Genomic DNA, 12,904 nt, shown 5'->3' with positions numbered 1-12,904 from the left:
CGCGACCGTTTGCCAGCCCAAGTTCCTGGCGGCGTCCGGCGTTTAACAAGATTTGGCCAGACGATGAATCTTTCTTCCCTTCTCTATCCGGCGACCGTGCGCGCGCATGTTCAGCTCGATTCGAAAAAGGCGCTTTTCCCCTTTGTCGGTGATCTCGCCAGCCGTTCGCTCGGCCTCGACGCCGGCGAAGTCAGCGAGGCGCTGCTCGAACGCGAGCGTCTGGGCTCGACCGGGTTTGGCCGCGGGATCGCGCTTCCGCACGCCAAGATGGCGGACCTCGGCGGGGTGCGCGGCCTGTTCCTGCAACTCGCCAAGCCGATTGATTTCAACGCCGTCGACGGCCTGCCGGTCGACCTGCTCTTCGTCCTGCTCTCGCCGCTCGACGCCGGTGCCGACCATCTGAAAGCGCTCGCGGGCGTGTCGCGGATGCTGCGCAACGAGGCGATCGCCGACCGGCTGCGCGGCGCGAAGAACGACGAGGCGCTCTATGCGCTGCTCGCCGACACCGAAACGCGTGACGCGGCCTGATAAAAGATCAGCCGTGCCCCTGCGAAGGCAGGGGCCCATCACCTGCCGTCGCGATTTCCACCACCGTCTGTTGATGACGGTGCCTTCGGTGATTGGCCCCTGCCTTCGCAGGGGCACAAGCTGATATGACCCGCCTCAAAAGCCGTTTCCTTGTCGATCTGCTGCTTCGTCGCACCGAAGCGGCCGGCGGCTTTGCGACCGTGCTCGCCAAGGGCGACGAAAATTCAGGCATCATCCTTGTCCAGTGCAGCGACCGCGGCCAGCCCGGGCCGCTGCTCGAGCGGCGCTTTGGCGCCGATGGCCACTATATCTGGGAGGCGGTCGGCCCGAGCGATCCAAATGATGGGGAATCGCGCGCAAACTATCAGGATCGGCGGCGGAAGTCCGACCCCGATCTGTGGCTGGTTGAACTGGATATCGCAGATGCGCCACGACTCGTCGCGGAGTGGGCCGCGTTAACTTGACTCTGTTGCGGCGCACAATAGCTGGCGCCCATTCGATAACGCGTAGGTCGTTCCGCGGGTTGCATCGCTTTCTTGCAACGCACCCCGGCAAAACGGTTCGGACACGCAGTCGGACGATGACCGCAGGCGGCGATACAGGACCCTAGTCCCCCCGCCTGGTTTGAGAGGTTCGGATCATCGGCCGCCCTTTTGACGGACACTATGAGTCGCATTTTGAACGTAGCCGGCATGGCTGCCGTCGGCATGACCGCTGCCTCCATGCTGCTTCTGGCGGAACCGGGCTTTGCAAGCGATCTTGCGGCCGACGCCAATATCCCCGCCATCATCCTCCCGGGCGCCGACACGCCGGCGGTCGAGGAAAGGGCGGACCTTCCGACCGAAATCGAAACCCCGGTCGAAGACAGCAACCAGATCGAAGCCGAAGCCGACCCCGCGCCGATCTCGCCCCCGGTGACGGCCGCTTCGCTCGCCGAACTCGTCGCCGCGACACCCAGGCCGGCCGAAATCGATCCCGAACTGCGCTGCCTTGCCGGTGCGGTCTATTTCGAATCGCGCGGCGAATCGCTGCCCGGCCAGCTCGCGGTCGCGCATGTCGTGATCAACCGCGCCAATTCGGGCCGTTTCCCCAAAAGCCTGTGCGGCGTCGTCCACCAGAAAAGCCAGTTCAGCTTCGTGCGCGGCGGCCGGATGCCCGCGATCCGCCAGGGCACCCAGTGGAACAATGCCGTTGCGATCGCCCAGATCGCGCGCGACGGCACGTGGAAGAACCACGCCCCGGGCGCTCTCTTCTTTCACGCGCGCTATGTCTCGCCGGGTTGGCGCAAGACGCGCATCGCGCAGATCGACAATCATATCTTCTATCGCTGATTGCTTGGGCGGGGTGCGCAGGCATCCCGTTCATTGCCAAGCCATAAATGCTGGCGCATGATGCGCCGATGACGCGTCCTCATTCCGCCGCCCTGCTCTGCGCAGCGGCGTTCGCCTTGGCTGGCTGCGCGACGGCGGTGCCGCCGGTCGAAGTCACCCGTTTCCACACCAATGCGGTCGCCGGCTGGGCGCCGGGCACGCGCTACGCCATCGCGACCGCGCCGCTCGATGGTCCGGCGACCGATGTTCCGGGCGCAGCGCCGGGGACGGCGATGCCCTCGCTCGAATGGAACAGCTATCGCACCGCGGTCGACCAGCAGCTCCAGCGGCAGGGGCTTGTCGCGGCGGGAGCGGGCGAACGCGCGCCGCTTCTCGTCCGCATTGCCTTCGAGCGCGCCGAACAGTTGCCCGAGGGCCGCCGTTCGCCGGTGTCGGTCGGCGTTGGCGGGTCTACCGGCAACTACGGCTCGGGCGTGGGGCTCGGCATCGGAATCAATCTCGGCGGCGGACCGAAACGGATGGCCGACCTTCAGCTGTCGGTGCGCATCGACGATGCCGCGACGGGTCAGGCGTTGTGGGAAGGCCGCGCGCTGACCGCGGTTCCGGTCAAGGCGCCCGCGAACCAGCCGAGCCTCGCCGCAGCGAAATTGGCCGAAGCCTTATTCAAGGACTTCCCCGGCGAATCCGGACGCACTATCAGCGTCAAATGACCATCAGCATCAACGCCGCTTTCGACAGCGGCAATATCGTCGTGGAAAATGTCGACGGCACGTCGGCGCGCCTTTCGATTCGCAAGGACCGCGAATCGGACTTTTTCCAGTGGTTCCACTTCCGCGTCGCGTGCCACGTCGGCGACGCGCTTGAACTCGCGATCGGCGGGCTGGCGGAATCGGCCTATCCCGACGGTTGGCCGGGCTATGCCGCATGCGCGAGCACCGACCGCGAACACTGGTTCCGTCTCGACACGGCGTATGACGCCAAAACGGGCGGCGGCACGCTGACGATCCAGCACACCGCCGAAAGCCCGATCCTCTATATCGCCTATTTCGCGCCCTATTCGATGGAACGCCATCACGACCTGATCGCCTCGGTCGCCGAGTGCGAGGGCGTCACCTACCGCTGCCTCGGCACCAGCCTCGAAGGTCAGCCGGTCGACTGCCTCGAAATGGGCAGCGGCGACACGCAGGTGTGGCTCTATGCGCGCCAGCATCCCGGCGAGAGCATGGCCGAATGGTGGATGGAGGGCGCGCTCGAAAAGCTCACCGATTCAGCCGACCCGCACGCACGCTCGCTGCTGCAGAAATGCCGCTTCCATATCGTACCGAACATGAATCCCGACGGATCGCGTCGCGGGCATCTGCGCACCAATTTCGCCGGCGTGAACCTCAACCGCGAATGGGAGAATCCGACCGCCGAGCGCAGCCCCGAAGTGCTCGCAGTTCGGAACGCGATGGACGAAAGCGGCGTCGACTGGGCGATGGACGTCCATGGCGACGAGGCGATCCCCGCGGTCTTCCTCGCGGGTTTCGAGGGCATTCCCTCGCTGAAGGCCGAGCAGGCCGAAAAATATAAGGCGTTCGAGGCCGCGCTCGCGTCGAACACCCCCGATTTTCAGGTCGACCTCGGCTATACCGAATCGGCGCCGGGGCAGGCGAATCTCTCGATGTCGACGACGCAGCTCGCCGAACGCTTCGGCGCGGTGTCGATGACGCTCGAAATGCCGTTCAAGGACAATCGCGACCTGCCCGATCCGGTTCAGGGCTGGTCGCCCGAGCGCTCGAAGCTGCTCGCGCACGCCTGCCTCCAGACGCTGGACCAGATGCTGTGAGTGCCGCCTGGCGGATCGTCGAGGACGATCTGTCGGGCGCGCCCGTCCGCGCGCTGCTCGAGGTGCATTTCGCGGGCATGCTCGCGAACTCACCCGCGGGCAGCTGCCACTTCCTCGATTTCGACGGACTGCGCGCGGGCGACGTGACCTTCTGGTCGATCCACCGGGGTGACGAGCTTGCCGGCTGCGGCGCTTTGAAGATGCTCGATAGCGCGCACGGCGAAATCAAATCGATGCGCACCGCCGAGGCCTTTCTGCGGCAGGGTGTCGCGGCGCATATGCTCGACCATATCATCGATGTCGCGCGCGAACGGGGTCTCGAACGCCTCAGCTTGGAAACCGGGTCGAGCGGGTCGTTCGAGCCTGCCCTCGCGCTGTATCGGCGTTACGGCTTCACCGAGTGCGCGCCCTTCGCCGACTATAAGCCCGACCCGTTCAGCCGCTTCATGACGCGCGCGCTCTGAACGAAAACGGGGCCCGGAAGGGACTCCGGACCCCGCATCATTCAAGTCAGGCTCGCCGGTGCTTACGCGGCCTTCTTGTCCTCGATCACCGGCTGGGCCGTGCCACCGATCGCTATCTTGTGCGGCTTCATCGCCTCGGGCACTTCGCGCACCAGGTCGATGACGAGCAGCCCGTCGGCGAGGTCGGCGCTGGCGACCCGCACGAAATCGGCGAGCTGGAAGCGGCGCTCGAACGCGCGCGTCGCGATGCCGCTATAGAGGAGCTGGCGCCCCTCGCCCTCGGCCACCGGCGCCTTGCGGCCGCTGACGGTCAGCATGTTCTGCTGCGCGGTGATGTCGATTTCGTCGCTCTTGAATCCCGCGACGGCCACCGTGATGCGGAAATGGTCGTCGGCGACCTTTTCGATGTCGAACGGCGGGTAATTTTCCGCGCCCGAACCGCTGGTTTCAAGGAAATCGAACAACCGGTCGAAGCCGACGGTCGAACGGCGATAGGGGGTCCAGTCAAAGCTGTTACGCATGAGTCATTCCTTCCTTTCAAAGCGAAGCAAAGGGACCGCGGGCTCGGCCGCGATCGCCACCCGGCCCCGTATCGGCGGCCGGACGATCCAAATCTGGGTGCAGCCGAAACCATTTCAAGAGGGCGGTTGGCGTTCGGTGAAAAGCCGCGCTAAAGGGCGGCGACTCTCCTCCAGCGCAAGGATCCGAAATGCCCCAGCTCATCCTCATCCGTCACGGCCAGTCGCAGTGGAATCTCGAAAACCGCTTCACCGGCTGGTGGGATGTCGATGTCACCGAAAAGGGCGCGGCCGAAGCCTGGGCGGCGGGCGAGCTGATGAAGGCGAAGAGCGTCGCCCCCGACACCTGCTTCACCTCGGTCCAGACGCGCGCGATCAAGACATTGAACCTCGCGCTCGAGGCGATGGGACGTTTGTGGCTCCCTGTCACCAAGGACTGGCGCCTCAACGAGCGCCACTATGGCGGCCTCACCGGGCTCGACAAGGCCGAGACCGCGGCGAAGCATGGCGACGAGCAGGTCAAGATCTGGCGCCGCAGCTTCGACATTCCGCCGCCGCCGCTCGAAGCCGGCTCCGAATGGAATCTCGCGAGCGACCCGCGCTACGCCGGCATCGCGATCCCGGCGGCCGAGAGCCTCAAGGATACGATCGAACGCGTGCTTCCCTATTATGAAGCCGCGATCGTCCCCGAACTCGCCGCGGGCAAGACGGTGCTGATCTCGGCGCACGGCAACAGTTTGCGCGCGCTCGTCAAGCATCTCTCGGGCATTTCGGACGCCGACATCACCGGGCTCGAAATCCCGACCGGCCAGCCGATCGTCTACGAATTGAACGACGACCTCAGCGCGCGCGAACGCTATTATCTGAGCGAGCGGTAAACGCGGTTCCCCGGCGAAAGCCGGGCTCCATGTCGTGCGTCAGTCGCGCAGCAGCTCGTTGATCCCGGTCTTGGCGCGCGTCTTGGCATCGACGCGCTTGACGATCACGGCGCAGTATAGCGACGGCCCCGGGGTTCCGTCGGGCAGCGGCTTGCCGGGCAGCGATCCCGGCACGACCACCGAGTAAGCGGGAACTTCGCCCATGAAAACCTCGCCCGTCGCGCGGTCGACGATCTTGGTCGACGCGCCGAGATAGACGCCCATCGACAGCACCGCGCCCTCGCGCACGATCACGCCCTCGGCGACTTCGGCGCGTGCGCCGATGAAGGCGCCGTCCTCGATCACCACCGGCCCCGCCTGCAGCGGCTCCAATACGCCGCCGATCCCGGCGCCGCCCGACAGGTGGACGTTGGCGCCGATCTGGGCGCAGCTGCCGACGGTGGCCCAGGCATCGACCATCGACCCCTCGCCGACGTACGCGCCGATGTTGACGAAGCTCGGCATCAGCACCGCGCCCTTGCTGATAAAGGCGCCGCGGCGCACGATCGAGCCGGGAACGGCGCGGAAGCCCGCGTCGCGAAAGCGGTTCTCGCCCCAGCCGGCGAATTTCGACGGCACCTTGTCCCACCAGGTCGCGCCGCCGGCGCCGCCCTCGATGATCTCCATGTCGTTGAGGCGGAACGACAGCAGCACCGCTTTCTTCAGCCACTGGTTGACCTGCCAGGCGCCGCCCGCATCGCGCTCGGCGACGCGATAACTGCCGTCGTCGAGCCCCGCCAGCGCCGTCTCGACTGCGTCGCGCACCGCGCCGGTCGTGGTAAGGCCCAGCGTGTCGCGCGTATCCCACGCGGCTTCGATCGTGCTCTGGAGGTCGGTCGTCATGAAATTCCCCAAGGTGAAGGCAAGGTATCGAGCCAGTCGGCGATGTCGGTCGCGTGGAAATCGACATGGCCCGGCAGGTGGTCGCGATGGCCGCTTTCGCTGCCATTGTCCAGCCACACGGTCGTCATGCCGAGCGCTTTGGCGGGTGTCAGGTTGCGCGCCATATCCTCGACGAACAGGCTTTTCGCTGGATCGATGCCGAGGTGCGCGACCATCATATCATAGGCCGCCGCATCGGGCTTGGGCGTGTAGCGGGTGACGCGAATGTCGCAGATGCCGTCGAACAGGTCGGCGATCCCGCGCGCTTCGAGCACGCGCGCGGCATAATCGGCGTCGGCGTTGGTGAACACCAGCCTGCGCCCCGGCAGCCGCTCGAGCCCGGCGCGCAGCCGCGGGTCGATCGTCAGCCGGTCGAGCGCGATATCATGGACATCGATCAGGAAGGTTTCGGGATCGACGCCGTGATGGCGCATCAGCCCCGCCATCGTCGTACCATGATCATGGAAATATTGCTTCTGCACCCGCCGCGCGTGGGCCGCGTCGACGTCCAGCAACCGCATGATGAAGGCACCCATGCGTTCGTCGATCAGGTCGAACAGCTTCGCCGACGGCGCGTAAAGCGTGTTGTCGAGATCGAAGATCCAGCTGTCGATATGGTCGAGCGCGGGGGGCATGATGGCCGGGCGCATAGGGGTTGGGGTTCGTCGAGGCAAGGCGAACGAAAGATCCTCCCTGTGCCGAATTCACGGGGAGGTGGCAGCGGAGCAGCCGCTGACGGAGGGGCGATGGCGCGGCGCCGCAGCCCCTCCACCATCCTGCGGATGGTCCCCCTCCCCACCGCTTCGCCGCAGGGAGGATCGCAAACCCGCAATTAACCGCAAGATACTATTGCCAAGCCCTCCGCCGCGCTAAAAGCTGGCTATCAGGGCAAAGGGGAACGGCGATGGCCGACGCACACCGACGCAGCCGCATCCAACGGATGGCGCCGCGTCCTTTGCCCCTGTTGCTCGCCATCGCGGGGCTCGCGCTTTCGGCGTGTGGCGGCGGTGGCGGCGGTACCCGCCCCTCGCCGACCCCGGCGCCTCCCCCCGCTCCCGCGCCGGCGCCGGCGCCGACCCCCACGCCGACCCCCACCCCGCCGCCGACGGGCAATTTCGATACCGCCGAAACGCGCATGTCCGACGGCGTCAATTTCCACGGCGCGATCACCGCCTATCAGGCGGGGGCCACCGGCCAGGGCATATTGGCGGGCGTGATCGACGACGGCATCGACCAGGACAGCCCCGAATTTGCCGGGCGAATCTCGTCGCAATCGGCCGACCTTGCGGGATCGCGCGGGATCGATGGCGAAGGGACGCACGGCACCAATGTCGCGCAGCTTCTGCTCGGCCGAAAGGATGACGCCGGCACCTTCGGCATCGCCTTCGACGCCAGCCTGCTCGTGCTGCGCGCCGACCGGCCGGGCAGCTGCGCGACCGAGGATCCGTCGAACGACGAAAGCGGCTGCCGCTATCCCGAAACGGCGATCGCCGCAGGCCTCGACCGCGCGGTCAGTGCGGGCGCGCGCGTCGTCAACATCTCGCTCGGCGGCGAAGATCCGCCCGGCGCGACCCTGCGCGCCGCCGTCTCGCGCGCCACCGCGGCGGGGATCATCGTCGTCGTGGCGGCGGGCAACGACGGCGATACGACCGCGAACGGCAACGACCCGAACAACCCCGATTCTTTTGCGCAGGGGCTGCGCGATGCCGGCGGCGAGCTCGTCCTCATCGCGGGGTCGGTCGATGACGGCGGCGCGATCTCGCCCTTCAGCAACCGCGCGGGCGCCTATGCCAGCTCCTATCTCGCGGCGCTGGGTGAGGGTGTGTGCTGCGCCTATGAAAATGGCGCGCTCAAGACCGAAGGCAATTTCGTCTTTGTGCTCAATGGCACCAGCTTCGCGGCGCCGCAGGTTGCGGGCGCGGTCGCGCTGATCGCAGAGGCCTTCCCGAATCTTTCGAGCCAACAGATCGTCTCGCTCCTCCACCAGTCGGCGCGCGATGCGGGTGCCGCCGGCGCCGATGGCGTCTATGGTCAGGGCATCCTCGACATCGCGCGCGCCTTTCAGCCGATAGGCGCGACCGCGCTCACCGGGACTTCGACCGCCGTCGCGCTCGATGCGCCGCTCGGTATGCTCGGCGGTCCGATGGGCGATGCGGGCGGTGCGGGGACGATCGGCCTTGTCACCGACGGCTTCGGCCGCGCCTTCAACGTCGATTTCGGCGGATCTCTCGGTCTGCGCCGTCCCGACTTCAAACTGTCGGGTGCGATCGGCGGCCTCGTCCGCCAGCAAAGCGCCGCCAGCCAGTCGCTCGCGCTCTCGCTCGTCACCACGCCGGGCGCGGGCGGCAGCGACGCGCTCGCGGGCCTCTCCTTCCACGACGCGCAGCGCGCGCGCACCCTCGCCGCCTCGGCGATAATGCGCCTCGACGCGCACACGCGTATCGGCTTCGCCGCGGGGCGCGGCACCGGCGGCCTGCTCGCGGGCGAGCGCGGCGAAAGCGGCCGGGCGATGCTGATCGGCGACGCCGCGCACGAGGAGCTCGGCTTCGCCGCCAGCCCTGGCGTTGGCACGCTCATACGTCATACTATAAAGCAAAACCAATATGTTAACATATATGCCGAAAGCGGCTGGGTCTCGGGCTCGCGCTGGCAGGACGATCCCCTCCTCCGCTACCGCTCGCGCCGCGACAGCCGCTACCAGCGCTTCGGTGCCGGCTGGGACGGCCGCTTCGGCGCCGTCCGCGCCGCGCTCGACGCCAGCTGGCTCCGCGAATCGGACAGCCTGCTCGGCGCGCGCCTCGGCCCCGTCTTCGGCTCCGGCGGCGCGACCAGCCTGGTCGGCGACGCAAGCCTCACCCTCGATATGCGCAACGATTGGCAAATTGCCGCCGCCTGGCGACAGATGCGGACGCGCCCCGACCGCGCCGGGCTGGTCGCGGGTGGCGCGCTCTGGTCGACCGCATTCTCCTTCGACATCGCCAAGGCCCATCTGCTCCGCCCCGGCGATCGCGCCGCGCTCCGCTTTGCGCAGCCGCTGCGCGTCGCGCGCGGCGGCATCGACCTCATTCTTCCCGTTGCGCACGATTATGCCACCGGCAGGACCGACTTCGCCCGCCGCACCTATAATCTCGCGCCGACGGGCCGCGAACTGGTCGCGGAGGCGAGCTATGCCCTCTCGCTGTTCGGCGGCGAGCTTATCGCCAACACATGGTGGCGCCGCGATCCCGGTCACATCGCCGCGATGCCCGACGACCGGGGCGCGGCGCTCCGCTTTACGGCCGGCTTCTGATCGGCTTTAACGCTCCCCAGTTCAAAAACAGGGGATGCAGACATGAAGCCGCTTTACGTCCTTCCGCTCGCGCTGGTCGGCGCGTCGCTTGCGGCGCCGCTCGCCGCAGAGGCGCCCGCGCGCACCGTCATCCACGCCGGGCAATTGCTCGCCGAACCCGGCAAGCCGGTGCGCGGCGCTTCGACGATCGTCGTCGAGAGCGGCAAGATTCTGAGCATCGCCGACGGTTTCCAGCCCGCCGATCCCGGCGCAACGCTGATCGACCTCAGGGACAAATATGTTCTCCCCGGCCTCATCGACAGCCATGTCCATCTGACGAGCGATGCGGGCGGCATCGCCGGACAGCTCGAGGAAATCACGCTCAGCCCCGCGGCGCAGGCCTTCAATGCCGAGGCCAATGGCATGAAGACGCTGCGCGCCGGCTTCACCACCGTGCGCAACCTCGGCGATGGCGACGGCGCGACGCTGGCGCTCCGCGACGCGATCCTCGCGGGCAAGGTGCGGGGGCCGCGCATCGTCGATGCCGGCGCCAGCATTTCGGGCAGCGCCGGGCATATGGACGGCTCGCTTGGCTATCGCGACGAGCTTCGGCCTTTCTTTGCGGGCGCGGGCAACACCTGCAACGGCGCCGATGATTGCCGCCGCGCGGTGCGGCTGCAGATCGGGCGCGGTGCCGACGTGATCAAATTCGCCTCGACCGGCGGGGTCAACAGCCGCATCGGCGCCGGCCTGGGCAAGCAGATGTTCGACGATGAAGCCAAGGCGATTGTCGAGACGGCGCATATGTTCGGCAAGAAGGTCGCGGTGCACGCGCACGGCGCCGACGGCATCCGCCTCGCGATCGATGCAGGCGCCGATTCGATCGAGCATGGCACGATCCTCGACGACGCGACGATCGCGGCGTGGGCGAAGTCGAAGACCTATTATGTTCCGACGCTTTCGACCGTGAATGGCTACAAGGAACGCCTCGCCGCCAATCCCGACGCTTATGAACCCGACGTGCTGGCGAAGATCAAATGGCGCATCTCGATCACCGGCAAAAGCCTCGAAACGCTCGTGCCCAAAGGCGTGCGCATCGCCTTCGGTACCGATGCCGGCGTATCGAAGCACGGCCGCAACGGCGACGAATTCGAACTGATGGTCCAGCACGGCATGGCTCCGGTCGAGGCGATCAAGGCCGCAACGGTGAACGCCGCCGACCTGCTCGGCCTGTCGGACCAGATCGGCAGCATCGCGCCAGGCAAGAGCGCCGACCTCATCGCGGTCGCGAGCGATCCTGTCGCCGACGTGCGCGTGCTCAAGAAAGTCGATTTCGTGATGGCACGGGGCGAAGTCGTCGACTGATCATAGCGCGCTGCGGAGCGCGAGCCAGCGATCGAGCTTCGCCGCGAAGCCGATCGTATGCGCCGCGCTGCTCGACGGCAGGTCGACCACAGCGACGCCTTCGAGTGGCGGCAATTGCCTTCGCCCGATCGCCGCGGCCTTGCCGCCGTTGAAGGCGATCATGCGAAGGTCGGGCAGATCGGCCATCAGCGCCGCGAGGTCGTGCGCCTCGGCCTCGCGGATCAGCGAGTCGCTGCTGGTGTGTCGCTCGGCGCTGCGGATCACGTCCCAGAGTCCGACCTTAGCCTCGCGCAGCACCGTCAGCCGGTCGTCATAGGGCAGGTCTGCCAGCGGCTGCTCGATAGCCTCGCCCAGCAGGCGCCAGAACTGGTTCGTCGGATGCGCATAATATTGGCGTTCGGCAAGCGAACGCGCGCCGGGCAGGCTTCCCAATATCAGCAACCGCGTGTCGGGCGCGACATGCGGGGCGAAGCTGGCGTGGCGGACGGCGGGCATGACTCGCGATAGCCCGCTCCGTCCGGCGCAACAATATTGCCTGCCTCTTGACCACCGGAGGAATCGGGTCTAGGGGCGCGCTCGACCGAAAAGGGCGGTTTGCTGCCTCTTTCAGTTGCAACAGCGCTTGAACATTGCTGGCGCGGATGGAGCCTCCGGACGATCTTGCAGGTCTGCCGGGGTCTTTTGCTGTTATCAGGTCGGTCGTTTTTCGCCCTTTTTGGCGGGATTGCGGCCGGAGCTTCATCCACCGCAGTACAGTAACCGTTCGCTTTGATGGGCGGACAATTAAAGGTGAAGCATTCATGCCCACGATCAACCAGCTGGTCCGCAAGGGCCGGACTCCCCAGAAGGTGAAGTCCAAGGTCCCGGCGATGGACGCAAACCCGCAAAAGCGCGGCGTTTGCACCCGTGTCTACACGACGACCCCGAAAAAGCCGAACTCGGCGCTCCGCAAGGTTGCGAAGGTCCGCCTGACCAACAGCCGCGAAGTCATCACCTATATCCCCGGCGAAGGTCACAACCTCCAGGAACACAGCGTCGTGCTGATCCGCGGCGGTCGTGTCCGCGATCTTCCCGGTGTGCGTTACCACGTCCTGCGCGGCGTGCTCGATACGCAGGGCGTGAAGGACCGCAAGCAGAGCCGTTCGAAGTACGGCGCGAAGCGTCCGAAGTAAGGACCGCTTTTTCGGCTATTTGATCATCCCGCTGCGCGTCGCGCCGGGATGCTGTTGTAAAGGAATAACCCATGGCTCGTCGTCGTCGTCCTGAACGCCGCGAAATTCTGCCCGATCCCCGTTTCGGTGATACGGTGCTGTCGAAATTCATGAACAGCGTCATGCTGGACGGGAAGAAGTCCGTCGCTGAAAACATCGTTTACGGTGCGCTCGAATCGGTCGAAGCCCGTGCCAAGAAGGAACCGCTCGGCGTGTTCCACGAAGCGCTGGCGAACATCCGTCCGAACATCGAAGTGCGCAGCCGCCGCGTCGGCGGTGCGACCTATCAGGTTCCCGTCGAAGTCCGTCCGGACCGCGCGCAGGCGCTCGCAATCCGCTGGCTGATCACCGCGGCGCGCAACCGCAGCGAAACCACGATGGCCGCGCGTCTGTCGGGCGAGCTCCTCGATGCCTCGAACAACCGCGGCAACGCGGTGAAGAAGCGCGAAGACACGCACCGCATGGCCGAAGCCAACCGCGCCTTCAGCCACTACCGCTGGTAAGCGAAGGCGGGTCATTGGCCCGTCTCGCAATCGCAACAAAACTTCCTATATCGGGGGCGGCTCCAAAAGCTTCCCCCCAAGTCCAAGGA

15 protein-coding genes are annotated in these 12,904 nt (G+C 66.5%); 11 read left to right on the top strand and 4 right to left on the bottom strand.

What is annotated here, in order from left to right:
* Positions 1-63: 63 nt before the first annotated feature.
* From HDC29_RS11550 to HDC29_RS11525, 6 genes are all read left to right on the top strand, one after another.
* Positions 64-528 (top strand): PTS sugar transporter subunit IIA, encoded by a 465-nt coding sequence (locus tag HDC29_RS11550; RefSeq protein WP_179497663.1) that lies wholly within the window; start codon positions 64-66, stop codon positions 526-528.
* A 125-nt stretch (positions 529-653) separates the two neighbouring features.
* Complete coding sequence (locus HDC29_RS11545; protein ID WP_179497661.1) at positions 654-992, top strand: DUF1491 family protein; 339 nt, start codon at positions 654-656, stop codon at positions 990-992.
* A 201-nt stretch (positions 993-1,193) separates the two neighbouring features.
* Positions 1,194-1,859, top strand: a complete 666-nt coding sequence (locus HDC29_RS11540; protein WP_179497659.1) for a cell wall hydrolase — start codon at positions 1,194-1,196, stop codon at positions 1,857-1,859.
* Positions 1,860-1,927: 68 nt separating this feature from the next.
* Positions 1,928-2,569 carry a DUF4136 domain-containing protein gene (locus HDC29_RS11535; protein ID WP_257018252.1) on the top strand — a complete coding sequence of 214 codons (642 nt, stop codon included), beginning with the start codon at positions 1,928-1,930 and terminating at the stop codon, positions 2,567-2,569.
* Positions 2,566-3,687, top strand: coding sequence for a carboxypeptidase family protein (locus HDC29_RS11530; protein ID WP_179497655.1), 1,122 nt, complete (start codon positions 2,566-2,568; stop codon positions 3,685-3,687). Before HDC29_RS11535 ends, HDC29_RS11530 begins: the two co-directional genes overlap by 4 nt.
* Positions 3,684-4,151, top strand: a complete 468-nt coding sequence (locus tag HDC29_RS11525; protein WP_179497653.1) for a GNAT family N-acetyltransferase — start codon at positions 3,684-3,686, stop codon at positions 4,149-4,151. The genes HDC29_RS11530 and HDC29_RS11525 overlap by 4 nt, the downstream gene beginning before the upstream one ends.
* Positions 4,152-4,213: 62 nt before the next feature.
* Here HDC29_RS11525 and HDC29_RS11520 read toward each other — a convergent pair whose 3' ends face one another.
* Positions 4,214-4,672, bottom strand: a complete 459-nt coding sequence (locus HDC29_RS11520; protein WP_179497651.1) for an Hsp20 family protein — start codon at positions 4,670-4,672, stop codon at positions 4,214-4,216.
* 188 nt (positions 4,673-4,860) lie between these two features.
* On the opposite strand from HDC29_RS11520, the gene gpmA reads away from it, so the two are divergent.
* The gene (gpmA, locus tag HDC29_RS11515) at positions 4,861-5,547 is read left to right on the top strand and encodes a 2,3-diphosphoglycerate-dependent phosphoglycerate mutase (protein ID WP_179497649.1); all 687 of its coding nucleotides are present in this window, start codon (positions 4,861-4,863) and stop codon (positions 5,545-5,547) included.
* A 39-nt stretch (positions 5,548-5,586) separates the two neighbouring features.
* Here gpmA and dapD read toward each other — a convergent pair whose 3' ends face one another.
* Positions 5,587-6,429 (bottom strand): 2,3,4,5-tetrahydropyridine-2,6-dicarboxylate N-succinyltransferase, encoded by an 843-nt coding sequence (gene dapD / locus HDC29_RS11510; RefSeq protein ID WP_179497647.1) that lies wholly within the window; start codon positions 6,427-6,429, stop codon positions 5,587-5,589.
* Positions 6,426-7,103 carry a pyrimidine 5'-nucleotidase gene (locus HDC29_RS11505; RefSeq protein ID WP_179498858.1) on the bottom strand — a complete coding sequence of 226 codons (678 nt, stop codon included), beginning with the start codon at positions 7,101-7,103 and terminating at the stop codon, positions 6,426-6,428. Before HDC29_RS11505 ends, dapD begins: the two co-directional genes overlap by 4 nt.
* Before the next feature lie 269 nt (positions 7,104-7,372).
* Here HDC29_RS11505 and HDC29_RS11500 point away from each other — a divergent pair, with 269 nt between their 5' ends.
* Together HDC29_RS11500 and HDC29_RS11495 are read left to right on the top strand one after the other, a co-directional pair.
* On the top strand, positions 7,373-9,757 hold the full coding sequence (locus HDC29_RS11500) for a S8 family peptidase (protein WP_179497645.1): 2,385 nt from the start codon (positions 7,373-7,375) through the stop codon (positions 9,755-9,757).
* A 42-nt stretch (positions 9,758-9,799) separates the two neighbouring features.
* The gene (locus HDC29_RS11495; protein ID WP_179497643.1) at positions 9,800-11,101 is read left to right on the top strand and encodes an amidohydrolase family protein; all 1,302 of its coding nucleotides are present in this window, start codon (positions 9,800-9,802) and stop codon (positions 11,099-11,101) included.
* Here the strand turns inward: HDC29_RS11495 and HDC29_RS11490 are convergent, their stop codons facing one another.
* Positions 11,102-11,596, bottom strand: coding sequence for a DNA-deoxyinosine glycosylase (locus HDC29_RS11490; protein ID WP_179497641.1), 495 nt, complete (start codon positions 11,594-11,596; stop codon positions 11,102-11,104).
* A 305-nt stretch (positions 11,597-11,901) separates the two neighbouring features.
* Between HDC29_RS11490 and rpsL the strand changes: the two genes are divergently transcribed.
* Together rpsL and rpsG are read left to right on the top strand one after the other, a co-directional pair.
* Entirely contained in the window at positions 11,902-12,273 is a 372-nt protein-coding gene (gene rpsL, locus HDC29_RS11485; protein WP_058805196.1) for a 30S ribosomal protein S12, read from the top strand.
* Between the two features lie 71 nt (positions 12,274-12,344).
* Positions 12,345-12,815, top strand: coding sequence for a 30S ribosomal protein S7 (rpsG, locus tag HDC29_RS11480; RefSeq protein ID WP_179497639.1), 471 nt, complete (start codon positions 12,345-12,347; stop codon positions 12,813-12,815).
* The last annotated feature ends 89 nt before the right edge of the window (positions 12,816-12,904 follow it).

Origin of the sequence: Sphingopyxis sp. JAI108 (assembly GCF_013410105.1) — a bacterium.
GTDB classification, from domain to species: Bacteria; Pseudomonadota; Alphaproteobacteria; order Sphingomonadales; family Sphingomonadaceae; genus Sphingopyxis; species Sphingopyxis chilensis.
This window is presented reverse-complemented; position numbering and strand designations above follow the sequence as displayed.